We start from the raw sequence: 25,937 nt of genomic DNA on the forward strand, positions 1-25,937 counted from the left end.
CATGTCCCACCGCCCGCTTGGCCAGAGTGCGGCACCCTTGAGGTTCCATTTAAGCTTCGGGTGAAGCATACAACAGGCAAATCTGGCGAAAATGAGCCGATAACGTGCCCTAGGGTCACTTTCGGCCAAAATCACTTCACAGCGCCGTGAATGGGCCGCGGTTTAGAAAACCGTCCGCTTTGCGTTCAACGCGGGGGCGTCCATCCTGTTCCGCCCCTTGCGCGCCGCCGCCAACCCTTCCGCATGGCCAAGGATCGCCCCAGCCGTGAGCCAAGTAAGCGGGGTCAGCGTGGCATTAAGCAACATGTCCATCATGGTAATGCCAAGGATCAAAAGCAGCGGTGCGAGCCATGGGGATAGGGCCGCATCGCCCCTCCGGTAGAGGTGCAGCCCCACGAGGATGATCGGCAGCGCCAGAAGGCCCATCTCACATAGGTAGCCCAGCCAGCCGAAAGTGCCGAAAACGATGATCCAGCGGCCATCGGGGATCGACAGGATATTGCCGTTCGTCGCATCGCGGATCAGGTTGCGCCCCCATCCGCCCCAGCCGAACCACGGTTTCTCGGCGGCCCGCGCCAGCAGTTGCTCTTCGTTCATAAAGCGGTAGCCAAGCGATTGCGCCCGGTCCGCGCTGATCGCCTCGGCCTGTGCAAGGATCGCATCGAGCGGCACCAGACCGGCATTGCGCAGCATCGGATAGATCACCGCCACGATGGCAAAGACCACCGCCAGACGGATCTGCCACCGCGCCGGGGTCAGCAGCACCATCGGCACCAAAAGAAGCGCATAGGCCAGCGAGGCAAGGCTTTTGCACAGCAGCAGAACCACGGCGAGATAGCCCGCCAGCAAGAGCATCTTCCAGCGGTCGATCACTGGGGTCTGCCGCGCCAGCGCCACCGCCGACAGCAGCGCGATACACATAAACAACGCCAGCCACAGCGCATGGGGCAGGAACACGATGGGGCGAAAGCCCCCATTGCGCATCATCTGTTCAAAGGAGTGCTGGAAGAACCCGTAGATCCATGTGTTGAGCTGCGGTGAGAACCGGATCTCGAACAGCGAAGGCACGGAGTAGATCACCCCGCCAACCATGAAGGCCAAGAGCAATTCCCGCAGCCCGTTTTCATCCGCAAGGAACTGCCGCGCCAGCAGGAAGGGCACCAGCATCAGCACCTGCCCGATCAGCACCGAGCCGATGTCACGGATCGAAAGCCCCGGCAGCGTGTCGACGGGGAAAAGGATCGGCTCAAAGCCGCGGATCGACTGAAACAGGATCGGATCGCCGTTGGTCAGCACCGTGGGCACCGCCGAAAAGACCAGCCCCAGCACCAAAAGCCCCGCCAGACGCGAAGTGGGCCAAAGCTGCAATTTCTCCTGCGTGCCCAGCCAGATGATCAGCAAGACGCTCAGGTTCGGGATCGACACTTTGTCGAGCCCCGGCACCAGCGGCAGGTTGAACTCCGCCAGCGGGGGCAGGAACAGATAGCCGCCGAGGATCGACCAGATCAGCGCCCGCTGGAGCGGCAGGTTGCGAAACAGGGCCAGACAGACGAAGGGCCAGATCAGCAACATCAGATAGGCGACGGGATTTGGCATGACGTCCTTCGCGAAAGCCGCGTCGGGGCGCGGCAGGATGGGGCCGGGCGAAAATACCATCTGGCCCCAGCCCTGTCATCCCGCTAGTTTTGCGGCAGGTTCACTTTGGCGCGGGCGTGTTTGATAGATGGCACATGAAATCAATGGGATAGAGTGCGAAGCTTATGCTTCTTTGCCTGCCAGCGTCGGTGCGACAGCGGAAGGCGCGGCATGAAGTATGGCACGGGCACTGCCGCCGTGGAGGTCAATGTGTCGACGCGGGCCGCATTGTTTCAGGCCCTGCGCGCCCGCTTTGCCACGGGTCAGGGATTCGCCCTTGCTACGCTCAACCTCGACCATCTGACCAAATTGCCCCGCGATGCGGGCTTCGCCGCCGCCTATCGCGCGCAGGATTTCATCGTGGCCGATGGCCGCCCCGTGGTCTGGCTTTCGCAACTCGCCAACCAGCCGGTCGAGCTGATGCCCGGCTCCGATCTGATCCTGCCGCTTTGCGAATTGGCCGCCGCACACTCGCTGCCTGTCGCCTTTTTCGGCAGCGATGAGGGCGCGCTGCAGGGGGCCGCAGCGGCCCTGCGGACCCGTCTGCCGGGGTTGGAGATATGCCATATCGCCGCCCCGCCCATGGGCTTTGACCCCGAAAGTGCCGAGGCGGATACCGCCCTGCGGGAGATCGCCCAAAGCGGCGCACGCCTTTGTTTTCTAGCCCTTGGCGCGCCTAAGCAAGAGATCCTTGCCGCACGCGGGCGCGACATCGCGCCGGGGGTGGGCTTTGCCTCGATCGGGGCGGGGTTGGACTTCCTCGCCGGGCGGCAGCGCCGCGCGCCGAAATGGATGCGGATGCTGGCTTTGGAGTGGCTTTGGCGGGCTATGCAAAGCCCGGCGCGGATGGTGCCGCGCTATGCCCGTTGTTTCGCGATCCTGCCGCGATTGACGCTGGCGGCATGGCGCGCGCGCTAGCCCTCAGCGGTATTCGATGATCCGCCCGTCGCGGCGCATGTGGTATTTGAGCACGCCCAAGGCTTCGGGAAATTTGCCCAGCAGGGTGAAGAAGCCCCAAGCCGCCCCGCCCCGCCGCATCAACCGCAACAGTTGCAGCGGATAGATCAGAGCCAGCCCAAGCCCAACCCAAGGGAGCATCAGCGCCAAGAGCAGGATCACGGCGGGCAGAAGCGCCCCCCAGAGCAGCGCGCGGCGCGTTTCGGCCACCCAATGCCGGTCCGGCCCGCGGCCATGCAGCGCGGCCCCTTCGGCAAAGGCATGGCCCGCCCGCAGGCTGCGCCGCCACCACTGACCGACCTTAGTGATCTGCGCGTCATGCCATGTCATCTCGGCGTCGAGCCGCCATATCTGCCAGCCCGCGCGGCGCAGCCTTTGGCAAAGCTCCGGCTCTTCCCCGGCGATCATCTCGGCCCGGTAGCCGCCCACGGCGCGCAGCGCGTCCAAGCGCATCAGCGCGTCACCGCCACAAGCAAGCGCCTCGCCCACGGGCGTATCCCACTCGCGGTCGATCAGCCTGTTGTAGACAGAGGCCTCGGGGTTTTCCTCACGCCGCCTGCCGCAGACCACGGCGACCTGCGGATGAGCGCTCAGATGGGCTTCCGCCACCGCCAGCCAACCGTCTCGCAGGATGCAATCCCCGTCGAGGAACTGCACCAGCGTGATCCCCTCACCCAATGCCGCCATGCCCGCATTGCGCGCCCGCGCGGCGGTGAAGGGCTGCTGCATGTCAAGCTCGACCACCTCGGCCCCTAGTCCCCGCGCCATGGCGACGGAGCCATCGGTCGAGCCGCTGTCGACATAGACGATCTGCGCCACCTGCCCTGCCAGTCCTTGCAAGGACCGCTCCAACCGCGCGCCCTCATTCCGGCCGATGACGACGGCACCGATGCTCATGCGGCATGCTCTTCACGCCAAGCGGCGACATGGGCGCTATAGGCCTCCGACGGCACCAGAAAGCCCGCGCGATAGAGAAGTTCGACCCGGTTCCAGCGTCGCGCATCCAGCGAGAAGAGCGAGACATCAGGGTTCTGCCCGATCACCGCCATGCGCCGCGCGTCTTCGCCATGAGACAGGTTGCCCGCGCCCAGCGTCTCGGCATCCCGCGCGGCGGCGTCATTGGCGAATTTATAGTGTTTGATCACCGCCGTCATATCCGCCACCCGCACCCCCGAAGAGAGATGCGGATGCGGCGCGGGCGTGACCTCTGGCCCATTGAAAATCAGCGGATGTTTCGTCAGGCAGCAGTCTTCGCCAAAGACCTTGCCACGCACGCCGCCGAAGGCGAATTTCACCGCCTTGTTGGATAGCGCATTGTCGGCCAGCAGGGCGGAGAACGGAATCTCCGGGCTGTGGTAATCGATTTTGCGCACCGCGCTGATGTCGTAATACAGGAAGGATTGCAGCGCCTGTTTGTAGGGCATCCCCGCCGCCGCCGCGAGGCTGGTTTTGGGAAACATCTCAAGCATCTGCGCGGCCAAGGCGGTATAGCCTTGCCGGTCGAGATAGGTGGTCAGCCCCCTGATGCCGATCTGGCTGCGCCCTTCGAAATCGAAAATCTCGTCCATATCGACATAGAGACACCAGCGGTCCTTGCCATAGGTCTGCGCGGGGTACTGGCGGATCAGGTCTTCGTATTCGGCCAACGGCAGAGTGCAACGGTCGATCACCGTGCCCTTCTGCGCCTTGATCCGGGCGATGGTATCATTGCGTGAGCCGTTGTCGATAAAGACGAAATGCTGCACCCCCATCGCGCGGTAATGGCGAAAGAAAGCGTCGAGGTAATAGCTGCCGTCGCGCACCAAGGCGATCAGCACCACCTCGCCCGGGGCGGTGTCGAGTTTGCTCGGCCCATGCAGATGCTGTAAGGAGGTAGCAAAGCGCGCGCGGCGGCGGGCGTTGTGCAGGCGTTGGCGCAGGCGGCGGAGCAGATGCAGGGGCGATTTCATGCCCTTCTGATACGCCAGCCGATCTACGCGGTCCACTGCCCCCGTGCCCTCCCGCCCTGCCCCGCAGCGCTCCCGAGCGATTAGCCGCCGCCCTTTTCTGCAGGCGCGGCAACCATCCCGGCCCCCGCGCGCAGGGTGGGGTCAAAGAATGTATGCCGCGCCCGGCCTGCGTGTTTCGAGGCATAGAGCGCAGCATCGGCATTGGCCAAAACCACGTCGCGCGATCGCCGGTCCCCCCGCTGAATCCAGACCGTGCCGATGCTGGCCGAGACCTTGCAGACCTCGCCCTTAAAATGAATGGGCTCTTCCAGCCGGTCGATGATCCGCTGGCCGATCCCGCGCAGGATGCCCTCGCTGCGCACATCGGGCAGAACCACGGTGAACTCATCCCCGCCCAAACGCACCACCATATCAGAGCTGCGCGTCTCTTGCTGCATGATGTGGGCGACGACTTGCAGCACATGATCGCCCGCCGCATGGCCCAATCGGTCATTCACCGCTTTGAAATAGTCGAGATCGACATGCATCACGGCAAACCCCTCACCGGCGGTGATCAACCGCTCCAGCACCGCGTTCAATGCGCGCCGGTTTTTCAGCCCCGTCAGCGTATCGGTAAAGGCTTGTTCCTCCGCCGCGATCCGCGCCTCTTGCAGACGCAGGTTCAAACGGCGCGAGGCTTCCATCGCGGCGGATTTCGCTTCCATCAGGTACAACATCTCGATCGCCAGATCGGTGGCGGCGAAATCCGCATTGGTCAGCGCATAGTCCTGCACCCCGTCGAAAATCGAAATCCCGAAAGAGAGGTTCACGATCAAACGCCGATCCCCCAGCGGCACCAGCAGGCCCTTCAACTCGGTCCGGGGGGCGTCACGAAAAGCGAGGTGCAGCTTGACCCCTGCCGCCCGGCGCAGGTCCTCCATCCCCGCTATGCCACGGGGCCGTTTGACGGTGACCGTATCCAGAAACCGCCGCCCCGCCAGCGGCGATCGCGGGCGCAGCTTCTGGATCGTGGGCCCAGCGTGGCGGATTCTGCCGCTGGCTGAGAGCAGCAGATGCATCGGGCAAAGCTTGTCCAGAACCGCCGGATCGTGGCCTGCGCCACTCATGCCCGCGCCCCAAGCTCAAACCGACGCCCTTCGGAGAATTCGGCCTCGACCAGAATGATTTTCAACGCTTCGACGCCTTCGGATCGCCCGCAATGCTCCAACAGCACCAGCGCGCCATAGTCGTCGGCCATAGCACGCAGAACCCCCATCATCAGATAGCCGTATCCCACGAGCGGCGCCTCACAGATCAGGGAATATTGACCATCAGGGTCTTCGCGCAGTTCGACCGGGGGCAGATGCAGTTCCGATAGGGCAAGGCGGGTCCGGTCCGGCAGATCGTCGAGCGATTGCAGAAAATCGCTGAAGCTGACCCCGCCGAACCGCAGCAAGCGCCGCACGGCCTCATAGCCCGGCTGCGCCACGAGGAAGGTGCCGACATCCTCCATCACTTCGGCCAGGGGCCGGTCCAGCACGGCACAAACCGCTTCGAGCACCGCCGGGGTGACGTGATCCGGATAGGTCAGCATCGCCTCGAATTCGGTGAAATCCAACCCGGCCCGCGCGGCCACATCGGCCCAGAGCCTCTGCCCGTAGTTCGCGCAAAAGTAGTTTTGAATGCTGCGGTTGATAAGCCCGTGCATGATTGCCTCATTCCCATTTTCCCAACCCCAGATTGCGGGGGCAGTGGTTAAGATTGACCTGATGAATACAGTTGTCGGGAAATTGCCTTGGTCCCGGCCCGCGCCGCGCGCGGAACCGCCGCTATATGCTGCGCGTTCGGTAAAGGAAGAAGAGGCGATGCCCCGTCTCTCCCCAGCCTGAGGAGACTTTTCATGAGCGATGATCCCAAACACCCCAAGGACGAGAACAAGACGCCGCCCAAGAAACCTCAAGAAGACCTGCACCGCCCCGAGGCCACATTGGACGAAGCCCCCGCCGGCAGCCCCAACGCCGAAGAACGCTCGCGGCTTTCGAATTGATGCATTGGGTCCGACCACGGGGTCGGACCTTTGACCGACCAAGGCGGCCAAGAAGGGTTACGCAACATGAACAATGACGTCACAGCACCCCGGCAGCACAGCGCGCCGGGGTTTATGGTCTGTCTGGGCTGGGTGGCCATCCTTGGCTGTGTGATATTCGCCGTATCGATCCTGATCGCGGATTTCGTGGTGCCGGATCACGATTGGATCGCCGACACGATCAGCGATCTGGGCGCGGGACGGTATGAGTTCATCGTCGACATCGGCATCTATGCCTTCTCTGCCGCGCTCATCGCCTGCGCCCTGCTTTGCGCCCATGTGCATTTCGGCGACCGCTGGTGGAGCATCGCCACCATCGGGCTCGCCCTGCTGGGTCTCATCGTCTTTCTAGTGGGCGCGCGCAACGAATACGGAGACCGCGATTCCGATGGCGTGGTGATCCATATCTATCTGGTCTACGCGCTCGGCCTGATCATGCTCACCGTGCCTTGGCTGCTGTCGAGAGGCTTCGCCGATATATCAAGCTTCCTTGCCAAATCGCTCAAAGTGATCTCGCTCCTCTGGCTGGTCTCGGCCCCGCCCTTTTTCTTTCTGCCCACCGGGATCGATGGCGTCTATGAGCGTTATCTGGGCCTGATTGCCATGGCGATGGTGGTGCTTCTGGGGCGGTTCTTTATCCAACGGGGCCGAGCTTTGAACGGGGGGCATGGCTGATGTTCTTTGATCACGTCCCGCTGGATATCCTCGCCCGCGCGCTGCTGCTTTCGGCCATTGCGCTGACTTGGGTGATCATCGTGGTCCGGGTGATCGGGCTGCGCACCTTCTCAAAGATGACCGCTTTTGACTTTGTCGCCACGGTCGCTACCGGCTCGCTGCTCGCCGGCGCCTGTCAGGCCACCACTTGGCCGGAGTTTGCGCAGCCGACCTTGGCCATCTCCGCCCTGCTCGGCGCGCAATTCGTCATCGCGAAGATACGGCAGGCTTCCGACAGCTTTGAGCAGGCCGTGCAGAACGAACCCGTGATCCTGATGCGGGAGGGTGAGATTTTCGATGCCGCCCTCAACGAGACCCGCGTCGCGCGCGCCGATCTGATCGCCAAGTTGCGAGAGGCCAATGCCCTGCGCTTCTCTGATGTGCGCGCCGTGGTGTTGGAGACCACGGGCGATATCTCGGTCCTGCATGGCGATACCCTTGAAGAGGGCCTGCTCGAAGGCGCGCGCATGGTCGAAAAATAAAGCGCCCTCAGGCCAAGCGCTGCGCCAAATGGCCGATATCCGGCAAGACCAGATCGGCGTAGGGGGCGAGATCTTCCGCCGTGGCGGGACCGGTCAGCACCGCGACCCGCAGCATCCCCGCCTCCCGCGCGGCCTCCAGATCGTGAACGCTGTCCCCGATCATCGCGACAGAGGCGGCGGGAAGGTTCACATGGGCGGCAAAGGCGTGCAACTGCCCCGGCGAAGGTTTGCCCCCATGCCCGCTATCAAATCCTGCGATAAAGTCGAACATATCGACCACCCCCGCCGCCAGCAGATGGGCCCGCGCGGGGTGTTCGGCATCGTTCGTCGCCACGCCAAGGCGCAGGCCCCGGTCGCGGAGCCCTTGCAGAAACGGTCTTAGCGGCACCGCCTCCCGCTGTGGCGCGGCGCTGGCTTCGGCGTTGATGATGTCCAACAGATCCGCTGGCAGCCGGTCTGGGAAATGCGGGACCAAGGCATCGACCACCTCCTGCGGCGTGCCGGCGATGGCGATACTGTCCGGTGCGAAACGGCGCGTGGCGAGGTCAAAGCCGATGTCCGCGCCCACCCGTGCGGCCAGCCCGCGATCCCCCTCGCAGACCCGCAGCAACAAGGCCTCGGCCCAAGGCTCCCAAGTCGCGGCGAAATCGAAAAGCGTGCCATCCTTGTCGAACAGCAGCGCTTTAACATTTCTTAAGTCCAATGCACCTGCTCCCCCCCGGGCAGCGCCGCGCGGGCTTGCATGATCCGCTCATAGGGGATCGCCAGATGGTCGCAAAACCCGATCACCCACGCGTCGTCCATCATCAGGAAATCCAGCACAGCGCCCAGAAAAATAGGGTCACTGGCCTGTGTTTTGAGGTCCGCTTCGGAGGCACCGGTGCTGCCCAGAAACACCGGCAACAGATCATCATTCGCCGCCAGCCAGCCCAGCGCCTGAAGCGCCAAAGTCTCAGCGGTGTCTTGGGTATAGGACATTGGAAAACCGTCTTTTGCTGAAGGTTGGAAACCCTTTGTTAACCATTAGGGGGCAAAGACTCTCGCATCAAACTGATTTGTACGGTGAAGGAGTTGTCGTGCAAGGTACCATCCTTATTGCAGATGCGATCGCGACCAATCGCATCGCCCTCAAGGTCAAGCTTTGTGCGGCATACTATCACGTCGTTCAGGCCGAAGACATGGAAGAGGCTTTGGCCTGCCTGCGGGAAAACCCGCCGGATCTGGTGATCTGCGCGCTGACATTGCCGGGTGGCGGAGCGGCGGACCTCTGTCGCGTGCTCAAAGCCACTCCCGATACCGCGCAGCTCCCGGTTTTGGCCATCGGGAATAGCGATCAGGCCGTGGATCGCTTTACCGCGCTCGAAGCGGGGGTGAGCGATGTGCTGCTGAAACCGCTCGATTGCACGCTGCTGTTGGGCCGGACCCGCAGCCTTATCCGCGCCCGCAACGCGGCGGACGAATGGGAAATGCGTGAGGATACGACCCGCGCGCTCGGGCTGGCGGAGCCTGCGGCGGAATTCACCGCCCGCAGCCACTGTGTGATCATCCATTCCGACAGCGCGATAAGCGTGAATTGGGCGAAGCAACTCCGCCCTCAGTTGCGCGCGCGCCTCACCCTCGCCAATCCGGAGGAGGCCATTCGCGCCGCCGCCTCCAATGGACCGCCCGACGCTTTTGTTTTGGTTCTGCCAAAAGACCCTGTGCCCGCCACGGCAGCCTTGCGTCTGATCTCGACCCTGCGGGCCAACGCCCAGACCCGCCATACCGGCTTGCTGGTGGTGCAGCTGGCCCCGGATGCGGCGCTTGCCGCCACCGCCCTTGACCTAGGGGCGGATGATTTGATGACCGAAGGTTTCAACCCGGCAGAAATGGCGCTACGCTTGCATGCGATCTTGCGCCGCAAGCGGATGACAGACCAACTGCGCGACACGGTGCGCACGGGGCTGAAGGCCGCCGTTTTCGACCCGCTGACAGGGCTGCACAACCGCCGCTATGCCCTGCCCCATCTGGACCATATCGCGGAACATGCCGTTGCGACTGCCCGCCCCTTTTCGGTAATGGTCGCCGATCTGGATCACTTCAAGGGCATCAATGACCGTTACGGCCATGCCGCGGGGGATTCCGTTCTGGTGCAAACGGCGGAACGGCTGCGCAACAACCTACGCGGCATGGACCTTGTGGCCCGGATCGGGGGGGAGGAATTTCTGATCGTCGTGCCCGGCACCGGCCTTGCGGATGCAGAGAAGACGGCGGCAGCCATCTGTGCCGATATCGGCAACCGCGGCTTTGTCGTCCCCGGCACGCCCCAGCCGATCCATGTGACCATCAGCATCGGTCTTTCCGTCGGCCCAGTGGAAGAGGAAGGCCACCCGCTGTCAGCCGAAGCCTTGATGGCGCGGGCGGATCGGGCGCTTTACACGGCAAAAACCCATGGCCGGAACCGGGTGAACCTGAGCCGCCCCGCGGCCTGAGGTTCGGACAGGCGGGGCGCGTTGCCGCTGGACGGCGGGCTACATTGACTGCCTTCATGAGCGGGGGGGGGCTGATCGGACCTCTGCCTCTGCCTCTGCCTCTGCCTCTGCCTCTGCCTCTGCCTCTGCCTCTGCCTCTGCCTCTGCCTCTGCCTCTGAGAAAAAGCACGAGACAACAGCAATCAAACTTCAACCAAAGATTGCATTTGCAACAAAGCTTCCTTAGCGTAACGCAATGCAACAGGATCGGCCCCTCATCGGAATAGCCCTCATGATGGGCTTCTGCATCGTCGCCCCCGTGGGCGATGCGATGGCAAAATTGCTGGGCGCTTCGGTCCCCTTGGGGCAGGTGGTGCTGCTCCGCTTTGCCATTCAGGCGCTGATCCTGATCCCCATCGTCTGGTACTCCGGGCGCATCTGGCGGATGCGGGGCCGGGTGTTACGGCTCACCTTTCTACGCACCCTTTTGCATATGGCGGGCATCGCGGCGATGTTCACCGCGCTGAAATACCTGCCCCTCGCCGATGCGGTCGCCATCGCATTTGTCATGCCTTTCTTCATGCTGCTGCTCGGCAAATTCATCCTGAACGAAGAGGTCGGCCCCAGACGTTTGGGCGCGAGCATCGTGGGATTTCTCGGCACGCTTTTGATCGTACAGCCGAGCTTTGCCAATGTCGGCTGGCCCGCGCTGCTGCCCGTCGTCGTGGCGGTCGTCTTTTCTTTCTTCATGCTGGTGACGCGCCAGATCGCGAAAGAGACCGATCCGATCAGCCTGCAGGCCGTCAGCGGGGTCATGGCGGTGCTGATGATCCTGCCTCTCCTTGCGCTTGGCACCATGACACAGATTGCGCCGCTTCGGCTCATCCAGCCCGATGCGCTCGACTGGACCCTCCTGCTCGGGATCGGGGTGCTCGGCACGGTGGCGCATCTTTTGATGACCTGGTCGCTGCGCTTTGCCCCCTCGGCCACTTTGGCGCCGATGCAATATCTGGAAATTCCATTTGCCACGCTGCTTGGGCTGCTGATCTTTTCCGACCTGCCCAACCCATTGGCGGGCGTTGGCATTCTGATTACCGTCGGCGCGGGGCTCTACATCGTCATGCGCGAGCGGGCCACGGCGCGTGCACTGGCCGCAGCAGTTGCGCCGCCAGTGGCGCCATAAGACGACGCGGCAGAATCAGCAGCATATCCGGGCCATCGATCTCAAGCGTGACCGGCCCCAAGGCGCGGTTCGACGTGCCGATCCGGCCACCGGGCGCGAAATCCAGCCCGTCGATTGGCCATTCCAACCCTTGGCTGCGCCCCGTCACCGGGGCCAGAGGCATGAGTGAGACGACATCCCCCGCCGCCGTCGGCAGCGTGATCCGCGGCGGTGCCAGCAGCACGATCTCATGTGCGCCCAACAAGATGCAGGACCGATGCGGATGGGTCGCGAGCGTGTTGAAAGCCGCAAGCTGATGATCCAACCGCGCCCCGGTAAAGCCGACCCCGAGCACCAACGGCGCGTCGATCCGCGTCAGCGCCTTGTCAAAATCGGTGCTCTCTTGCTCGGCGATGCGGTGGCGCCGCGCGGCCGGGATTTGGGCCAAGACCTCTGCCGGGGCGGAATCAAGATCGCCGATGACCGCGGCCAGTTCCACCCCCGCCGCCACGCCCACCGCAGCCCCGCTGTCTGCCGCCACGCAGGTCGGGGCCAGCGCCAGCGCCGCTTCAATGTCCCCTGCAAAGACCTCTCCGCCGCCGAGCAGCGTGACTGGCCCCTCCTCCCTTACGATATGCTCTGAAGTGGTCAATTAATGCCCCTTTTGGAAATCTGCCTTAATCTTGCCTTGAAATCATACGTTGAATGGCACAGATTCGAGCCGCTTTGGTCTTGGACATCGTGGTAAACGATACCTGCAACACCGCAGAGGACGAGCATCCGATGATGAACAGCAACAAAATCTTGACGGTCTCCTATGGCACTTTTTCGTGCACGCTGGAAGGCTTCGACGATTCCTTCGGCACGATGAAGGCCATTGCCGAGTATTTCCGCGATTTGGCCTCGGATGACCGCTACTTCGGTGCCGAACCACCGCAACCCGATGCCGAGATGCTCGCCCGGATCGCGCAGCGCGAAGTATCCCGCCGGGTGCAAGCCCGCGAGCAAGAAGGCAAGATCGTACTGAGTGCGCTGGAGAACCAGAGCGCCGAAGCTCCGGCCCAAGCGCCCCCCGCGGCGGCTCAGGCCGAGGCCGCAGCGCCGCAAGCCCCCGTCGCAGCACAGCCTGCGCCGGTAGAGGAAGAGGCCCCCGCCCCCCTCAAGGCCGAGATCGCCGACACCGCCGCAGTGGAAGCGCCCGCCACGCCGGAACCCCAGATCGCAGAGACCGCTGAAGAGCCCGCGCCTGCCGAAGAGCCTGCACCGGCTGCCGAGGCCGAGGACACCAGCGAAGCCGAAGCCTTCTTTGCCGCCAGCCCGCAGCCGCAGACTCAGTTCGAGGACGAAGCGCAGGAAGCCAGCGTCGAAGAGCTGCCCGCCGCGAGTGCCGCTCCTGCCGACAGCATCGCCGCGAAATTGCAGCGCATCCGCGCCGTCGTCGCCCAGCAGGACGAAGACGAAGCGGCTGGCTATGACGAAGAAGAAGCCGCGCCCGTGGCCCGCGCCACCGCCGAAACGCAAGCAGCGCCGGAAGAGAGCCAAGCCGCCATCGCCGCCGCCCGCCGTGACATCGAAGACGCGCTGGAGGCCGATGAAGCGACCGAAATGGCGCAGGAGGCTGCGGAGGATGAGGACGACGATCTCGCCGATATCCTCAACCGGCTTGAGGCCGAAGAGGAAGATGAGGCCGAAAGCGCCGAGACCGACGAGAGCCTGTTCGACGCCGAGGCCGATGAGCAGCCTGAGGCCGAAGCCCAAGCCGAAGCCGCACCGGAAATCGACGCCGCCGACCTGCCGCGCAAAGGGCGCGTGATCAAGGTCAAGCGCGCGCATCTCGAAGCCGCCGTGGCGCGGGGCGATCTCGAAGAGGTCTCGGACCCGGCACCGCAAGAGGCGCCTGCCGCGAAGACAGATGAAAAGCGCAGCTCTTCCCTGTCGCCCGAGGATGAAGACGAGCTGGCCCGCGAATTGGCCGCTTTGGAAGCCGAACTCGGTGCCGCCGCCCCGGAAGAGGCTGAAGAGACGCCTGCGCCTGCGGTTGAAATGGCCGAGCCGGAAGCGGCGCCTGCTCAGGAAGAGCCCGAAGAGGTCGAAGCCACAGCGGAGCCAGTCGAAGAGCAGCCCGAGCCTGCGCAAGCGGCCCGTCACAGCCTGCCCACCATCGACGATGAGACCGGCCCCGACATGTCGCGCCTGATGGCGGAAACCGACAGCAAGATGGACGAGGCCGAAAGCACCACGCGCCGCGATGCCTTTGCCCACCTGCGCGCCGCCGTGGCCGCCAAGAAAGCCGACGAAGCAATGGGGGGCCGCGCCACCACCGCGACCTCGGATGACGCCTACCGCGAAGACTTGGCCGATGTGGTCCGCCCGCGCCGCCCCGTCACCCGCCCGGCCCGGACCGAGCGGCCCAAGGCCGATGCCCGCTCCGCGCCGCTGAAACTGGTGGCCGAACAGCGCATCGATGTCGACAAGCTGCGCAGCGCGGGCCCCGTGCGTCCGCGCCGAGTGGCCGCCGTGGTCGAGCCGGTCAAAACCAACCCCGATGCCGAAAGCTTTGCCGATTTCGCCGCCGACATGGGTGCCACCAAACTGCCCGAACTGCTTGAGGCGGCGGCATCATACATGTCTTTCGTCGAGGGGCGTGACCAATTCTCTCGCCCGCAGTTGATGGGCAAGGTCCGCTCGATCGGCCTGCCGGATTTCACCCGCGAAGACGGGTTGCGCTCCTTCGGTCAACTGCTGCGCGCAGGTAAGATCGAAAAGATCAAAGGCGGGCGTTTCACCGTCTCGGATGAGATCGGCTACCGCCCCGATCACCGCGCTGTGGGTTAAACCACGGCCCTCCGCCAGATACGAAAAAGCGCCCCGCGGGGCGCTTTTTTATTGGGTTTTAACGATCGTCTTCCGCATCGGGGTCGGCCTGTCCGATGCCCCGAAAGACAAATTTGAACGGCAGCGCCCAGACGATGCCAAGGGCGACATAGATGCCAAGCTCAAGCAGCACCGGCGGGCGGTCGAACTGGGCCACCGTCCAGACCGCCACAGCGATATAACTCGGCAGCCCGATCAGCAGGATCACCAGCGCCCAACGGCGGCGCGCCTTGTAGCTCAGCGCCATCAGATCAGTCCGCGAAAGGGTCGGTCACCAGAATGGTGTCCTCCCGCTCCGGCGAGGTCGAGACGAGGGCCACGGGGCATTGGATCAACTCTTCGACCCGGCGCACATATTTGATCGCATTGGCCGGAAGATCGGCCCAGCTGCGCGCGCCTTCGGTCGATTCGGACCAGCCTGGCAGCTCTTCGTAGATCGGCGTGCACCGGGCTTGCTGCTCGGCGGCGGTGGGCAGGTAGTCCAGCCGTTCGCCGTCCAACTCATAGCCCACGCATACCTTCAGCGTCTCGAAGCCGTCAAGCACGTCAAGCTTGGTCAGACAGATGCCAGTGATGCCGGAGGTGGCGCAGGTCTGGCGCAGCAGCGCCGCGTCGAACCAACCACAGCGACGCTTGCGCCCGGTGGTGGTGCCGAACTCATGGCCGCGCTCGCCCAGACGTTGACCATCCGCATCTTCAAGCTCGGTCGGGAAGGGGCCTTCGCCGACGCGGGTGGTGTAAGCCTTCACGATGCCCAACACATAGTCGATGGCGGTGGGGCCAAGGCCCACACCGGTCGCCGCTTGCCCCGCGATCACGTTTGAGGAGGTGACGAAGGGATAGGTGCCAAAGTCGATATCCAAAAGCGCGCCCTGTGCCCCTTCGAAAAGGATGCGCTTGCCCGCCTTGCGCTTCTCGGCCAGCACCTTCCAGACGGGGGCGGCGAAACGCAGGATTTTCGGTGCGATTTCTTGCAGTTGCGCGATCAGCGCGTCGCGGTCGATGGCCTCGACGCCCAGCCCCTTGCGCAGCGGGTCGTGGTGCTGCAGCGCGCGGTCGACGCGGGCCTCCAATGTCGCGGCGTCGGCCAGATCGGCCACGCGGATGGCGCGGCGGCCAACCTTGTCCTCATAGCACGGCCCGATGCCGCGCCCGGTGGTGCCGATCTTGGTGCCCTTGCTCGCCGCCTCTTCGCGGGCGCGGTCAAGCTCGCCGTGGAACGGCAGGATCAGCGGCGTGTTTTCCGCGATCATCAGGTTCTCGGGGTTGATCTTAACCCCCTGCCCTTCGATCGTCTCGATCTCTTTCAGCAGGTGCCACGGGTCCAGCACCACGCCATTGCCGATGACAGACAGCTTGCCGCCGCGCACCACGCCCGAAGGCAGCGCATGCAGCTTGTAGACCTTGCCGTCGATGACCAGAGTGTGGCCCGCGTTATGCCCGCCTTGGAAGCGTGCGATCACATCGGCGCGTTCGCTGAGCCAGTCAACGATCTTGCCTTTTCCCTCGTCACCCCATTGGGCGCCGACAACGACGACATTGGCCATGATATATTCCTTTGCGATGTCCCGCGCCCGTATAGCGACAGTGGCAGGCGTGTGAAACTCGAAAAAACGCGGGAGCGGATTTAGACGCTTTGCCCCGCCTTCAGATGCACCGGCTCGCCATGCGGGGTGCTGAGATAGGCGGCCTCCCACCCGTCACGCAGGGCGCGCAGGTCACCGGGGCGGGCATGGCCCGCGTCGATCAGCAGGGTTTCGAGGGTTTCGAGCCAAGCGTTGAAATAGTCCTCCCCGCCGTTCAACGCCCGCGTCAGTCCGTGGCGCGCCAAGGTTGCGCCAAAGCGGTCGGCCCAGAAGGGCCAGTCGAAAAGACCGCTTTCGTTCAAATGCACCGTCAGCGCGAAAAGCTGCGCGTGCCATGGCGCCTCGAACACGGGTTCCGGGGCGCTCATGGGGCCGCCAGATAGCTTTGCCAGAGGTCGAGCACGACCTCATCGCGGGGATGTTCGGGATGCGCCCAAAGTTCAGAGGCCGGGAAGGCCACCGCGTAAAGCGGCTCCGGCGCCTCGCCCAGATCATGGGCGTTGCTATCAGGCAGAACATGGGTGCCATGCAACCGCAGCACCCGCCCTGAAGCGCCCGCGGCATAGGCGGGCAGCCGGGTGTGCCCGCCCGGAACGATGCTGTTTTCCGGCTGCTTGCGGGTGACGACCCTGTCGCCCGGCGCAAAGAGCGGCGTGACGCCCGAGGGGCGATCCGCCGGACCACCACGGGCCAGCACCCCGGCCACCTGCGGCGCTTTCAGCGCCTTTTCCGCCAGCGGGCTGAGCGTGGGCGCGGCTTCGCCCGAGAGTTCCTCGCGGCTGACCACCCCGCGGGCGACCAGCATATCGGCCACCCCGGCGATCCATTTCTCGTAATAGCTGAACCGCATGTAATCGGTCGGGGCAAGACATTCGCGGGCATGGCGCGACACGTCGATGTTCCATTTGCCCAACGTCCCCGTGGCCAAGGTCAGCGCCAGCGCGCGGCGGTGCCAATCGGCATGAAAGACCACATCTTCGCCCTCGGGCACTACAGCGCCATCGCCGAAACGCCCGCCCATGTCATGCACGCGGGTCATGGCGCTTTGGCCAATCCGGTGCCGATCATACTGTCGCGGGTGACAAGATCAGCCAGCGCGGCGACATCCATGCCGTCGCTCCCCGCCGGGCGTTGCGGGATCACCAGATAGCGCACCTCAGCCGTCGAATCCCAAACGCGCACGGCGGTCTCTTCGGGCAGGTCGATGCCAAATTCAGCCAGCACTTTGCGCGGCTCGCGGACCACGCGGGCACGGTAGGCATCGGATTTATACCAGCCCGGCGGGATGCCTAAAAGCGGCCAAGGGTAGCAAGAGCACAGGGTGCAAACGACGATATTATGCACCTCATCCGTATTCTCGACCGCGACCATATGCTCGCCCTGCCGCCCGAAGAACCCCATCTCGGCCACCACTGCGATCGCATCCTCAAGCAGGGCCGCGCGGAAATCAGGATCGCTCCAAGCGCGGGCAACGACCTCGGCCCCGTTGCGCGGGCCGATGCGGTTTTCATAGGTGTCGATGATCTCATCCAAGGCGGCGGGGTCGATAAGCCCCTTGGCCGTCAGCAGTGTCTCCAACGCCTTGACCCTGAGCGCAGGCTCGGGCGGCAGCAGGGCATGGGGGTGGTCGTGGTCCGAATGATCATGTGGCATGGCGGCAGACTGCCCCAGCGGCACTCGGCTGTCCATCGCCGATCACAGGCAATCCCTTCATTTCTCTGCAAAGAATATGGGCGAATTTGCCCGCATTTCATGCTATAGTGAATGTACGAAGCGAGTCTGCACCACCTTAATTCCAGGATAGCCCTCTTACATATTGTGGTTGAGTACTGCTTCAAAAGACCGTCGCCCCCATGCGGCGGTCTTTGCGCGTGCCTTTGATCCCTTAGGCCTCCCCCTCCTGATCCGATCATCACCCGGCGGCAATCCACCCTTGCCCCCATGGGCAAAGACGAATAGATACCCGCCAACCAAAACCGAAAGCTGTCGCACCCATGGAAAATGTCGTTCTGATCATTCACCTGATTCTGGCTCTTGGCCTGATCGCCGTGGTACTTCTGCAACGGTCCGAGGGCGGCGGCCTTGGCATGGGCGGTGGTGGCGGCGGTGCCGTTTCGGGCCGTGCGGCGGCCACGGCACTGGGCAAGGTGACATGGGCGCTCGCCGCCGGTTTTATCGCCACATCGATCACGCTGACCATCATCGCGGCGGAAAAATCCGCAGGCTCGTCTGTCATCGACCGGCTGAGCGCGACACCGCCCGCCCAGAGCCAAGATGGCAGCCCGGCTCTGCCCGCGGGCGACGATCTGCTGCCGCCTTCCGCGGATGGCAACACACCGCTGGTCCCTGCGGCCGATTAAGCTAACGAACACAAAACCTTGAGGCACGGCCCGGTTCCGCAACTGTATGTTGCGGCGGACCTTGCCTCAAACGCACGAATCCTGTAAGGCTTAAATCCCGTGGTGTTGCGGTTTTCCGCAGCGCGTTTGGCTGGTTTTTGCCTGCAACAAACTTTGAATTCACGGGGGTCTCCGATCACATGGCACGCTATATCTTCATCACAGGCGGTGTGGTCTCGTCGCTGGGCAAGGGTCTGGCCTCGGCGGCTTTGGGTGCCTTGCTTCAGGCACGCGGTTTTTCGGTGCGTCTGCGCAAGCTGGACCCCTATCTGAACGTCGATCCCGGCACGATGTCGCCTTTCGAGCATGGCGAAGTCTTCGTCACCGATGATGGCGCAGAGACCGACCTCGACCTTGGGCATTACGAGCGTTTCACCGGTGTTGCTGCGCGCAAGACCGACAGCATCAGCTCGGGCCGGGTTTACTCCACCGTGCTAGAGAAAGAGCGCCGCGGCGATTATCTGGGCAAGACCATTCAGGTGATCCCTCACGTTACCAACGAAATCAAAGACTTCATCGACATTGGCGATGATGAGGTCGACTTCATGCTTTGCGAAATCGGCGGCACCGTGGGCGATATCGAAGGGCTGCCCTTCTTCGAGGCGATCCGCCAGTTCAGCCAAGACAAGCCGCGCGGCCAGTGTATATTCATGCACCTCACGCTGCTGCCCTACGTCAAGGCCAGCGGCGAATTGAAGACCAAGCCGACGCAGCACTCGGTCAAAGAACTCCGCTCCATCGGCATCGCGCCCGACATTCTGGTTTGCCGCTCCGAAGGGCCGATCCCCGCCAAGGAGCGTGAGAAGCTGGCGCTCTTCTGCAACGTGCGCCCGGATTCGGTGATCGCCGCGCAGGATTTGAAATCGATCTACGAAGCCCCGCTCGCCTATCACCGCGAGGGGCTGGATCAGGCGGTTCTGGATGCCTTCCAGATCACCCCCGCGCCCAAGCCGAACCTGTCGCGTTGGGAAGATGTGGCCGACCGCATTTACAACCCCGAGGGCGAAGTCAAAGTCGCCATCGTCGGCAAATACACCCAGCTTGAAGACGCCTATAAGTCCATCGCCGAGGCGCTGACCCATGGCGGCATGGCGAACCGGGTCAAGGTCAAAGTTGAATGGGTCGACGCCGAGATTTTTGACAGCGAAGACCCCGGTCCGCATCTCGAAGGGTTCCATGCGATCCTCGTCCCCGGCGGCTTTGGTGAGCGCGGGACCGAGGGCAAGATCAAGGCCGCGCAATATGCCCGCGAGCATAAGGTGCCCTATCTGGGCATCTGCCTTGGCATGCAGATGGCCGTGATCGAAGCGGCGCGGAATGTGGCGGGCCTGAAAACGGCAGGCTCGGAAGAATTCGACCATGAAGCCGGGAAAAAGCGTTTCGAGCCGGTGGTTTATCACCTCAAGGAATGGGTTCAGGGCAACCACAAGGTGGCGCGCAAAGTCGATGACGACAAAGGCGGCACCATGCGTTTGGGCGCCTATGACGCGACGCTGGTCGAAGGGTCGCGCGTGGCCGAAGCCTATGGCACCACCACCATCGACGAGCGTCACCGCCACCGCTACGAGGTCGACATCGCCTATAAGGATCAGCTTGAAAAGGCCGGGCTGAAGTTCTCGGGCATGTCGCCCGACGGCAAGCTGCCTGAGATCGTCGAATGGTCGGATCACCCGTGGTTCATCGGCGTTCAGTTCCACCCCGAGCTGAAGTCCAAGCCCTTCGACCCGCACCCCCTGTTCAAGGATTTCGTGCGCGCCGCCAAGGATGTGTCGCGGTTGGTATAAGCTTTTGAGGCCCGTGCGTTTTGCGCCGGGCCTTTTTTCTGCCGGGCAACCACTAAAAGGCCCGGAATCAAGCCGCAGGCGCCGGGCCATCGCCTGCCCGCCCGCCACGCCGTAGGCGTGCCATCATTCATTCGGCGCACCTGCGGTGCGTCGGGTAGGCGATTTCGCGACGGGCGCGTACTTCTGCGAGAACACATCACGGTAGCACCATAAAGTGGCATGGATCGCGGTTTGGTTCGCCCACCCGCGGACAGGCGCTGGCCCTCCCCCCTCTTTCACGTTGCACCCGCCAACCACTCCGCTACAGCTAGGCCATGCTGAGCTATCAACACATTTACCACGCCGGAAACCTTGCAGACGTGCAGAAACACGCGCTTTTGGCGTGTATGCTGTCCTATCTTACCCGCAAGGACAAACCGCTCACCTATCTGGAAACCCATGCAGGCCGGGCGCTCTATGACCTGTCGGATGCGGCGGCGGAAAAGACCGGCGAGGCGCGGCAGGGCATCGACAAGGTGCGCGATTGGTTCGCCCCAGATCACCCTTACAGGCAGGTTCTGGAAGCGCTGCGCGAGGCCCACGGCCCGCGCGCCTACCCCGGCTCTCCCCTGCTGGCCGCGAAACTGCTGCGCCCCGATGACCGCATCCATCTGGCCGAGTTGCACCCGCAAGAACACAGCGCCCTTGATCTAGCGATGTCGCCCTACCCCGCGAAATGCCACCTCAGCGACGGGTTCGAGATGGCCTTTGCCCTCACCCCGCCAACACCGCGCCGGGGGATGCTGCTGATCGACCCCTCTTACGAGATCAAAACCGATTACGAGACCATTCCGCGCCAGATCGCCAAACTCAACCGCGCTTGGAACGTGGGCATCATCGCGCTGTGGTATCCGATCCTGACCAATCGCGCGCATGAGCCGATGCTCGACAAGCTCACCGCCAACCACCCCGATGCGCTGCGCCACGAAGTGCGCTTTCCCCCCGCGCGGCCCGGGCATGGTATGGTCGGCTCGGGCATGTTCGTGATCAATCCCCCCTACGGGCTCGACAATGAGGCAAAGAACCTCACCGCCCGTTTCGCCACCTTGACCCAACAGGAGAGATAACAGATGCCAAAGGGCTATTGGATCGCCACCATGGATATCCACGACACTGCGATTTACGACAAATACCGTGCTGCCAATGCCAAACCCTTTGCGGATTACGGCGCACGCTTCCTTGTTCGCGGCGGCACCCAGCAGATCCGCGAAGGGCAGATGCGCGCCCGCACCGTTGTTTTGGAATTCGACAGCTACGCCGATGCGGTCGCTTGTTACGAAAGCCCCGGCTACCAGCGGGCGAAAGACATTCGCCTGAACGTGGCGGACGGGTCTTTGGTGATCGTCGAAGGCTATGACGGCTAAGCCGATGCGGCCCCCTGCAGGAACCCGCGCCCCCGGTGCGCAGTTTCCTCTATGGCGACCCTGTTTCCTGCGATAAGTGAGCCCCATGCTGAACCGACTTTTCCCCCGCCGCAAGGCACAGCCGAAACCTTTGCCGCAGCCCAATGCCCAACTGGCACTGGGCGCGCTTTTGGTGCGTGTGGCCTTTGCCGATCGCAACTATCGCGCCTCTGAGATTGGCCAGATCGACCGCATTCTGGCGCAGACCTTTGGCCTCAAACCCATCGAGGCGGCGAAACTGCGTGCCACTTGCGAAGCGCTTGAGCGCGACGCCCCCGGCACGCCGGAGTTCACCCGCATCCTGCGCGAAGAGGTCGACTATGCCGACCGCAAGGCATTGGGCGAAGCGATGTGGCAGGTGGCCCTTTCGGACGGGGCGCGCAATGATGACGAGGAGATCCAGCTTGTCGCCATCGAAACCGCGCTTGGCCTGTCGGATGAGGATATGGCCGCGGCCCGCGCCAACGCTTTGAACGAGCTATGACATTCCCTTTTCCCGCAGCAGGATGATGACGCATATATGTTTGGTGACTTTCTCAAACGGCTTACCCAGCCCGAACCCGATCCATTGGCCGATAATGACGCCCGCCTCGCGCTGACCGCGCTTTTGGTGCGCATCGCCCGGTCCGACAATGACTACGCGATGAGCGAACGGCGTCTGATCGACCGGATCGCCGCCGAGCGCTACGGCCTGAACGAGGCCGACGCCACCGCCCTGCGTAAAGAGGCCGAGGCGCTGGAGGCCCAAGCCCCCGACACCGTGCGCTTTACCCGCGCGATCAAGGATGCGGTGCCTTATGAGCACCGGCTGGAGGTCATCGAGGCGCTTTGGCAGGTGGTTCTGGCCGACGGCAGCCGTTCCGACGAAGAAGACGCGCTGCTGCGGCTGGTGTCGAACCTATTGGGCGTCACCGATACCGACAGCGCCATGGCGCGCCAGCGTGTTGCCAAAGAAAACTGACCTAGCGTCAGCACCGGGACTGTGATGCAGCGCGGGGCAAACTCTGCGTTGCAATTTCCGTCGATTCGTCGCTTTATAGCGCACTGAAATGACAGATTGGCGACAGTTTCCGTGACCACAGACACCCCGGTTATCCAGATCAAGAACCTCCACAAGGCCTATGGCGCGCTGGAGGTTCTCAAAGGGGTCGATCTGACCGCCCCGCGTGGCCATGTGATCTCGCTCATCGGGTCGTCGGGCTCGGGCAAATCGACGCTTCTGCGCTGCTGCAACCTGCTCGAAGACAGCCAACAGGGCGAGGTGATCTTTAAGGGCGAACCGGTGCGTTGGAAGGGCGACGGCCACCAGCGCTGTCCGGCGGACGCCAAACAGGTGCTGCGCATCCGCACCAACCTGTCGATGGTCTTCCAGCAGTTCAATCTCTGGGCGCATATGTCGATCCTGCAAAACGTGATGGAAGCGCCGCTGACCGTGTTGGGCCGCGACCGGGCCGAAGTGGAGCGCGCCGCGCGCGGTTATCTGGAAAAGGTCGGCATCGGCGACAAATGCGATGTCTATCCCGCCCAACTCTCCGGCGGGCAGCAACAGCGCGCCGCCATCGCCCGCGCGCTCTGCATGGAGCCCGAGGCGCTGCTCTTTGATGAGCCGACCAGCGCGCTCGACCCCGAGCTGGAACAGGAAGTCGTCAAGGTTATCAAGGATCTGGCCGCAGAGGGGCGCACGATGGTGATCGTGACCCACGACATGAAACTGGCCGCCGATGTCAGCGATCATGTCGTCTTTTTGCACCAAGGTCTGATCGAAGAACAAGGGACGCCCGAAGAGGTCTTCGGCGCGCCCAAATCGGAACGTCTGCGTGGGTTCCTTTCGGCAACCCAGCCTGCGTAAACAAGAACCAAAGGGAGTTACCAAATGAAAAAGATCCTACTGGCAAGCGTCGCGCTCAGCATGACCGCTGGCTTCGCGATGGCCGAAGCCCATGGCAAAACCATCCGCATGGGCACCGAGGGCGCCTACCCCCCCTACAACTTCATCAACGACGCCGGCGAAGTCGACGGTTTCGAGCGTGAGCTGGGCGACGAGCTGTGCAAGCGCGCCGAACTGACCTGCGAATGGGTCAAGAACGACTGGGACAGCATCATCCCCAACCTCGTGTCGGGCAACTACGACACCATCATGGCGGGCATGAGCATTACCGACGAGCGTAAGGAAGTCATCGCCTTCACGCAGAACTACTATCCGCCCACCGCCTCGGCCTATGTCGCGGCTTCTGAGGACGCGGACCTCGAAGGCGGCGTTGTCGCCGGTCAGACCGCGACCATTCAGGCGGGCTATGTTGCCGAAAGCGGCGCCACGCTGATCGAATTCGCGACCCCGGAAGAGACCGTCGCCGCCGTGCGCAACGGTGAGGCCGACGCGGTCTTCGCTGACAAGGACTACCTCGTGCCAATCGTCGAGGAATCCGGCGGTGAGCTGGTGTTCGTGGGCGACGATGTGCCGCTCGGCGGTGGCATCGGCATGGGCCTGCGCCAGTCCGACACCGAGCTGCGCGACACCTTTGACGCCGTCATCACCGAGATGAAGGAAGACGGTACGCTCAACGAGATGCTCAAGAAATGGTTCGGCGAAGACACCACCACCTACGAGTGATCCCACCTCAGGCGCGCCTTCGCGGCGCGCCTGACCACGCCTGCGCGGGCCCCGCGCGCAGATCAGCCCACGGGGGCCCATGTTCTCTTTCTGCACCGATCCGTCGACCCTGAATGACTGGCTCTGGACCGCCTGTTACCTGACCACCGGCGTCCATATGTCCTTCTACCTGTCCTTCCTGAAGGTCTTGCTGCTTTTGGCGGTTACCGCCCCCGTGGCACTGGCCTTCGGCTTTGGCGGGGCCATGATGGCACGCGCGCGTTTCGCGCCGCTCAGTTGGGTCGGCAAGGGCTATATCGCGCTGGTGCGCGGTGTGCCGGATATCGCCTTCTTCCTGTTTTTCGTGATCGCGCTCGATCAGGGCATCGAGTATCTGCGCCACAAGGTGCTCTGCCCCGATTGGGATATGCCGATCCGCCAAGGCAGCGACTTCGTCGTCTGCCAGGAAGCCAAGATGCCCCTGGGCAATGCCGCCCAATGGGTGCATGAGACCTATGGCTTCGGCCTTGCGGTCTTTACCTTTGCCATCGTTTTCGGGGCTTTCGCGGCCAATGTGCTTTTCGGGGCCATGCGCGCCGTGCCGCACCCGCAACTCGAAACCGCCGAAGCCTATGGCATGACCCATCGCCAGACCTTCTGGCGGGTGCTGGTGCCGCAGATGTGGGTCTATGCCCTGCCCGGCCTCAGCAACCTGTGGATGGTGCTGATCAAGGCCACGCCGCTGCTGTTTTTGCTGGGTGTCGAAGACATCGTCTATTGGGCGCGTGAACTGGGCGGCACCAAAACGCCGCGCTTTACCGACTACCCGCACCCGGACTGGCGCATGTGGTACTTCCTCGCGCTGCTGGTGTTCTACCTGCTCTTCACCCGCATTTCCGAGATCACGTTGGACCGTCTGATGAAACGACTGACACGCGGCCAAGCCACCACCGGCGGCGAAGCCCAGCGGAGGGCCGGCGCATGAGCTGTCTGCAAACGATTCAGGACTACGGTCTGCGGTCCTTGGGCTATGGCGAGCGGCTGCTGCCGCGCGACGGTTTCACGCTTTGCGAGCAGTTCACGCTGATCGGTTCGGGCATGATCTGGAACGTCTATTTCGGCGTCGTCGCTTTGTTGACCGGCTTTTTCTTTGCCACGGCGCTTGGCGTCGGCAAGGCCAGCGCGAACCCGTGGTTCCGCAAACCGGCGGAGTGGTTCATCTTCATCTTCCGTGGCTCGCCGCTCTTCATCCAGTTCTTTTTCGGCTACTTCCTGTTTCTGTCACTGAAATCGCAATACGCCTTCTTCGCCCCCTTCACGGCGGCATGGCTGGGCGCGTTGATCGTGCTCTTTCTTAACACTGCCGCATATTCGGGCGAAATTTTTTACGGCGCGCTGCAATCCATCCCTAAGGGGGACGTAGAGGCCGCGGATGCCTATGGTCTGTCGGGTTGGTCACGCTTTCGCCGGGTGATCTGGCCCACCTCGCTGCGGCTCGCTTGGCCCGCCTATACGAATGAGGCGATTTTCCTGTTTCACGCCACGACGCTGGTGTTTTTCAGCGGTTTCCCGGCATGGCAGCAGCGTGGCGACGCGCTCTACTACGCCAGCTATTTCGCGGATAAGACCTTCAACCCCTTCGTCCCCTATCCCATTCTTGCCGGGTATTTCATCCTTCTGACGCTCTGCATCATCGGCGTCTTTGGTTTGATCAATTCCCGCCTCAACCGCCACCTGCCCCAAGCGCAACGCCGTAAAATTCGCTTGCGTCCTAATTTGATCCGGTAGTATCCATTATTTGATCAAATTACGCGGCGCGTGGGCGCCAACCGCTTTTGCCCCCGGGCG

30 protein-coding genes are annotated in these 25,937 nt (G+C 63.2%); 17 read left to right on the top strand and 13 right to left on the bottom strand.

Going from position 1 to position 25,937, the window contains the following annotated elements:
- Nucleotides 1–162: 162 nt before the first annotated feature.
- Nucleotides 163–1,656 (bottom strand): hypothetical protein, encoded by a 1,494-nt coding sequence (locus tag ACGYK4_RS01100; RefSeq protein WP_394454759.1) that lies wholly within the window; start codon nucleotides 1,654–1,656, stop codon nucleotides 163–165.
- Between the two features lie 150 nt (nucleotides 1,657–1,806).
- Between ACGYK4_RS01100 and ACGYK4_RS01105 the strand changes: the two genes are divergently transcribed.
- On the top strand, nucleotides 1,807–2,553 hold the full coding sequence (locus tag ACGYK4_RS01105; protein WP_394454760.1) for a WecB/TagA/CpsF family glycosyltransferase: 747 nt from the start codon (nucleotides 1,807–1,809) through the stop codon (nucleotides 2,551–2,553).
- 3 nt (nucleotides 2,554–2,556) lie between these two features.
- Here the strand turns inward: ACGYK4_RS01105 and ACGYK4_RS01110 are convergent, their stop codons facing one another.
- From ACGYK4_RS01110 to ACGYK4_RS01125, 4 genes are all read right to left on the bottom strand, one after another.
- Nucleotides 2,557–3,489 carry a glycosyltransferase gene (locus tag ACGYK4_RS01110; RefSeq protein ID WP_394454761.1) on the bottom strand — a complete coding sequence of 311 codons (933 nt, stop codon included), beginning with the start codon at nucleotides 3,487–3,489 and terminating at the stop codon, nucleotides 2,557–2,559.
- Nucleotides 3,486–4,541 carry a glycosyltransferase family 2 protein gene (locus tag ACGYK4_RS01115; RefSeq protein WP_394454762.1) on the bottom strand — a complete coding sequence of 352 codons (1,056 nt, stop codon included), beginning with the start codon at nucleotides 4,539–4,541 and terminating at the stop codon, nucleotides 3,486–3,488. The genes ACGYK4_RS01110 and ACGYK4_RS01115 overlap by 4 nt, the downstream gene beginning before the upstream one ends.
- 80 nt (nucleotides 4,542–4,621) lie before the next feature.
- On the bottom strand, nucleotides 4,622–5,647 hold the full coding sequence (locus ACGYK4_RS01120; RefSeq protein WP_394454763.1) for a diguanylate cyclase domain-containing protein: 1,026 nt from the start codon (nucleotides 5,645–5,647) through the stop codon (nucleotides 4,622–4,624).
- Nucleotides 5,644–6,228: a heme NO-binding domain-containing protein gene (locus ACGYK4_RS01125; protein ID WP_394432767.1), complete on the bottom strand. Its 585-nt coding sequence runs from the start codon at nucleotides 6,226–6,228 to the stop codon at nucleotides 5,644–5,646. The genes ACGYK4_RS01120 and ACGYK4_RS01125 overlap by 4 nt, the downstream gene beginning before the upstream one ends.
- Nucleotides 6,229–6,420: 192 nt before the next feature.
- Between ACGYK4_RS01125 and ACGYK4_RS01130 the strand changes: the two genes are divergently transcribed.
- From ACGYK4_RS01130 to ACGYK4_RS01140, 3 genes are all read left to right on the top strand, one after another.
- A complete protein-coding gene (locus tag ACGYK4_RS01130; RefSeq protein WP_394454764.1) occupies nucleotides 6,421–6,567 on the top strand; it encodes a hypothetical protein in 147 nt (48 codons plus the stop codon).
- 66 nt (nucleotides 6,568–6,633) lie between these two features.
- Nucleotides 6,634–7,281: a DUF998 domain-containing protein gene (locus ACGYK4_RS01135; RefSeq protein ID WP_067261619.1), complete on the top strand. Its 648-nt coding sequence runs from the start codon at nucleotides 6,634–6,636 to the stop codon at nucleotides 7,279–7,281.
- The gene (locus ACGYK4_RS01140) at nucleotides 7,281–7,802 is read left to right on the top strand and encodes a DUF421 domain-containing protein (RefSeq protein ID WP_394454765.1); all 522 of its coding nucleotides are present in this window, start codon (nucleotides 7,281–7,283) and stop codon (nucleotides 7,800–7,802) included. The genes ACGYK4_RS01135 and ACGYK4_RS01140 overlap by 1 nt, the downstream gene beginning before the upstream one ends.
- Nucleotides 7,803–7,809: 7 nt before the next feature.
- Here ACGYK4_RS01140 and ACGYK4_RS01145 read toward each other — a convergent pair whose 3' ends face one another.
- Both ACGYK4_RS01145 and ACGYK4_RS01150 read right to left on the bottom strand, forming a co-directional pair.
- On the bottom strand, nucleotides 7,810–8,505 hold the full coding sequence (locus ACGYK4_RS01145) for an HAD family hydrolase (RefSeq protein WP_394454766.1): 696 nt from the start codon (nucleotides 8,503–8,505) through the stop codon (nucleotides 7,810–7,812).
- The gene (locus tag ACGYK4_RS01150; RefSeq protein WP_271687853.1) at nucleotides 8,496–8,780 is read right to left on the bottom strand and encodes a DUF3572 domain-containing protein; all 285 of its coding nucleotides are present in this window, start codon (nucleotides 8,778–8,780) and stop codon (nucleotides 8,496–8,498) included. Before ACGYK4_RS01150 ends, ACGYK4_RS01145 begins: the two co-directional genes overlap by 10 nt.
- A 98-nt stretch (nucleotides 8,781–8,878) precedes the next feature.
- Here ACGYK4_RS01150 and ACGYK4_RS01155 point away from each other — a divergent pair, with 98 nt between their 5' ends.
- Nucleotides 8,879–10,273: a diguanylate cyclase gene (locus ACGYK4_RS01155; protein WP_394454767.1), complete on the top strand. Its 1,395-nt coding sequence runs from the start codon at nucleotides 8,879–8,881 to the stop codon at nucleotides 10,271–10,273.
- A 235-nt stretch (nucleotides 10,274–10,508) separates the two neighbouring features.
- Complete coding sequence (locus ACGYK4_RS01160; protein ID WP_394454768.1) at nucleotides 10,509–11,435, top strand: DMT family transporter; 927 nt, start codon at nucleotides 10,509–10,511, stop codon at nucleotides 11,433–11,435.
- Here ACGYK4_RS01160 and ACGYK4_RS01165 read toward each other — a convergent pair.
- Complete coding sequence (locus ACGYK4_RS01165; protein ID WP_394454769.1) at nucleotides 11,371–12,066, bottom strand: thiamine diphosphokinase; 696 nt, start codon at nucleotides 12,064–12,066, stop codon at nucleotides 11,371–11,373. The two genes, ACGYK4_RS01160 and ACGYK4_RS01165, sit on opposite strands and share 65 nt — an antisense overlap.
- Before the next feature lie 53 nt (nucleotides 12,067–12,119).
- Between ACGYK4_RS01165 and ACGYK4_RS01170 the strand changes: the two genes are divergently transcribed.
- A complete protein-coding gene (locus ACGYK4_RS01170) occupies nucleotides 12,120–14,249 on the top strand; it encodes a hypothetical protein (RefSeq protein ID WP_394454770.1) in 2,130 nt (709 codons plus the stop codon).
- A 58-nt stretch (nucleotides 14,250–14,307) separates the two neighbouring features.
- Here ACGYK4_RS01170 and ACGYK4_RS01175 read toward each other — a convergent pair whose 3' ends face one another.
- From ACGYK4_RS01175 to nthA, 5 genes are all read right to left on the bottom strand, one after another.
- The gene (locus ACGYK4_RS01175) at nucleotides 14,308–14,535 is read right to left on the bottom strand and encodes a DUF2842 domain-containing protein (RefSeq protein ID WP_067262328.1); all 228 of its coding nucleotides are present in this window, start codon (nucleotides 14,533–14,535) and stop codon (nucleotides 14,308–14,310) included.
- 4 nt (nucleotides 14,536–14,539) lie between these two features.
- Entirely contained in the window at nucleotides 14,540–15,835 is a 1,296-nt protein-coding gene (locus ACGYK4_RS01180; protein ID WP_394432753.1) for an adenylosuccinate synthase, read from the bottom strand.
- Between the two features lie 80 nt (nucleotides 15,836–15,915).
- A complete protein-coding gene (locus tag ACGYK4_RS01185) occupies nucleotides 15,916–16,242 on the bottom strand; it encodes a nitrile hydratase accessory protein (RefSeq protein ID WP_271687861.1) in 327 nt (108 codons plus the stop codon).
- The gene (gene nthB / locus ACGYK4_RS01190) at nucleotides 16,239–16,913 is read right to left on the bottom strand and encodes a nitrile hydratase subunit beta (RefSeq protein WP_394432751.1); all 675 of its coding nucleotides are present in this window, start codon (nucleotides 16,911–16,913) and stop codon (nucleotides 16,239–16,241) included. Before nthB ends, ACGYK4_RS01185 begins: the two co-directional genes overlap by 4 nt.
- Entirely contained in the window at nucleotides 16,910–17,527 is a 618-nt protein-coding gene (gene nthA, locus ACGYK4_RS01195) for a nitrile hydratase subunit alpha (protein ID WP_394454771.1), read from the bottom strand. The genes nthB and nthA overlap by 4 nt, the downstream gene beginning before the upstream one ends.
- Nucleotides 17,528–17,868: 341 nt before the next feature.
- On the opposite strand from nthA, the gene secG reads away from it, so the two are divergent.
- The 10 genes from secG to ACGYK4_RS01245 all read left to right on the top strand — a co-directional run bounded on the left by secG (nucleotide 17,869) and on the right by ACGYK4_RS01245 (nucleotide 25,877).
- Nucleotides 17,869–18,234, top strand: coding sequence for a preprotein translocase subunit SecG (secG, locus tag ACGYK4_RS01200; RefSeq protein ID WP_067262351.1), 366 nt, complete (start codon nucleotides 17,869–17,871; stop codon nucleotides 18,232–18,234).
- 179 nt (nucleotides 18,235–18,413) lie between these two features.
- Nucleotides 18,414–20,057: a CTP synthase gene (locus ACGYK4_RS01205; protein WP_067262354.1), complete on the top strand. Its 1,644-nt coding sequence runs from the start codon at nucleotides 18,414–18,416 to the stop codon at nucleotides 20,055–20,057.
- A 314-nt stretch (nucleotides 20,058–20,371) separates the two neighbouring features.
- Complete coding sequence (locus ACGYK4_RS01210; RefSeq protein ID WP_394454772.1) at nucleotides 20,372–21,163, top strand: 23S rRNA (adenine(2030)-N(6))-methyltransferase RlmJ; 792 nt, start codon at nucleotides 20,372–20,374, stop codon at nucleotides 21,161–21,163.
- A gap of 3 nt (nucleotides 21,164–21,166) precedes the next feature.
- On the top strand, nucleotides 21,167–21,460 hold the full coding sequence (locus ACGYK4_RS01215) for a DUF1330 domain-containing protein (protein WP_067261008.1): 294 nt from the start codon (nucleotides 21,167–21,169) through the stop codon (nucleotides 21,458–21,460).
- Between the two features lie 85 nt (nucleotides 21,461–21,545).
- Nucleotides 21,546–21,983, top strand: a complete 438-nt coding sequence (locus ACGYK4_RS01220; RefSeq protein WP_394400120.1) for a TerB family tellurite resistance protein — start codon at nucleotides 21,546–21,548, stop codon at nucleotides 21,981–21,983.
- A 36-nt stretch (nucleotides 21,984–22,019) separates the two neighbouring features.
- On the top strand, nucleotides 22,020–22,460 hold the full coding sequence (locus tag ACGYK4_RS01225; RefSeq protein ID WP_209219001.1) for a TerB family tellurite resistance protein: 441 nt from the start codon (nucleotides 22,020–22,022) through the stop codon (nucleotides 22,458–22,460).
- Nucleotides 22,461–22,571: 111 nt separating this feature from the next.
- Complete coding sequence (locus ACGYK4_RS01230; protein WP_209219002.1) at nucleotides 22,572–23,348, top strand: ABC transporter ATP-binding protein; 777 nt, start codon at nucleotides 22,572–22,574, stop codon at nucleotides 23,346–23,348.
- A 24-nt stretch (nucleotides 23,349–23,372) separates the two neighbouring features.
- Entirely contained in the window at nucleotides 23,373–24,110 is a 738-nt protein-coding gene (locus ACGYK4_RS01235; protein ID WP_394454773.1) for a transporter substrate-binding domain-containing protein, read from the top strand.
- 79 nt (nucleotides 24,111–24,189) lie between these two features.
- Nucleotides 24,190–25,074 (top strand): ABC transporter permease, encoded by an 885-nt coding sequence (locus ACGYK4_RS01240; protein WP_394416527.1) that lies wholly within the window; start codon nucleotides 24,190–24,192, stop codon nucleotides 25,072–25,074.
- Nucleotides 25,071–25,877, top strand: coding sequence for an ABC transporter permease (locus ACGYK4_RS01245; RefSeq protein WP_394432738.1), 807 nt, complete (start codon nucleotides 25,071–25,073; stop codon nucleotides 25,875–25,877). Before ACGYK4_RS01240 ends, ACGYK4_RS01245 begins: the two co-directional genes overlap by 4 nt.
- Nucleotides 25,878–25,937: the final 60 nt, after the last annotated feature.

The organism is Sulfitobacter sp. 1A13368 (assembly GCF_043557275.1).
Taxonomy (GTDB): domain Bacteria; phylum Pseudomonadota; class Alphaproteobacteria; order Rhodobacterales; family Rhodobacteraceae; genus Sulfitobacter; species Sulfitobacter faviae.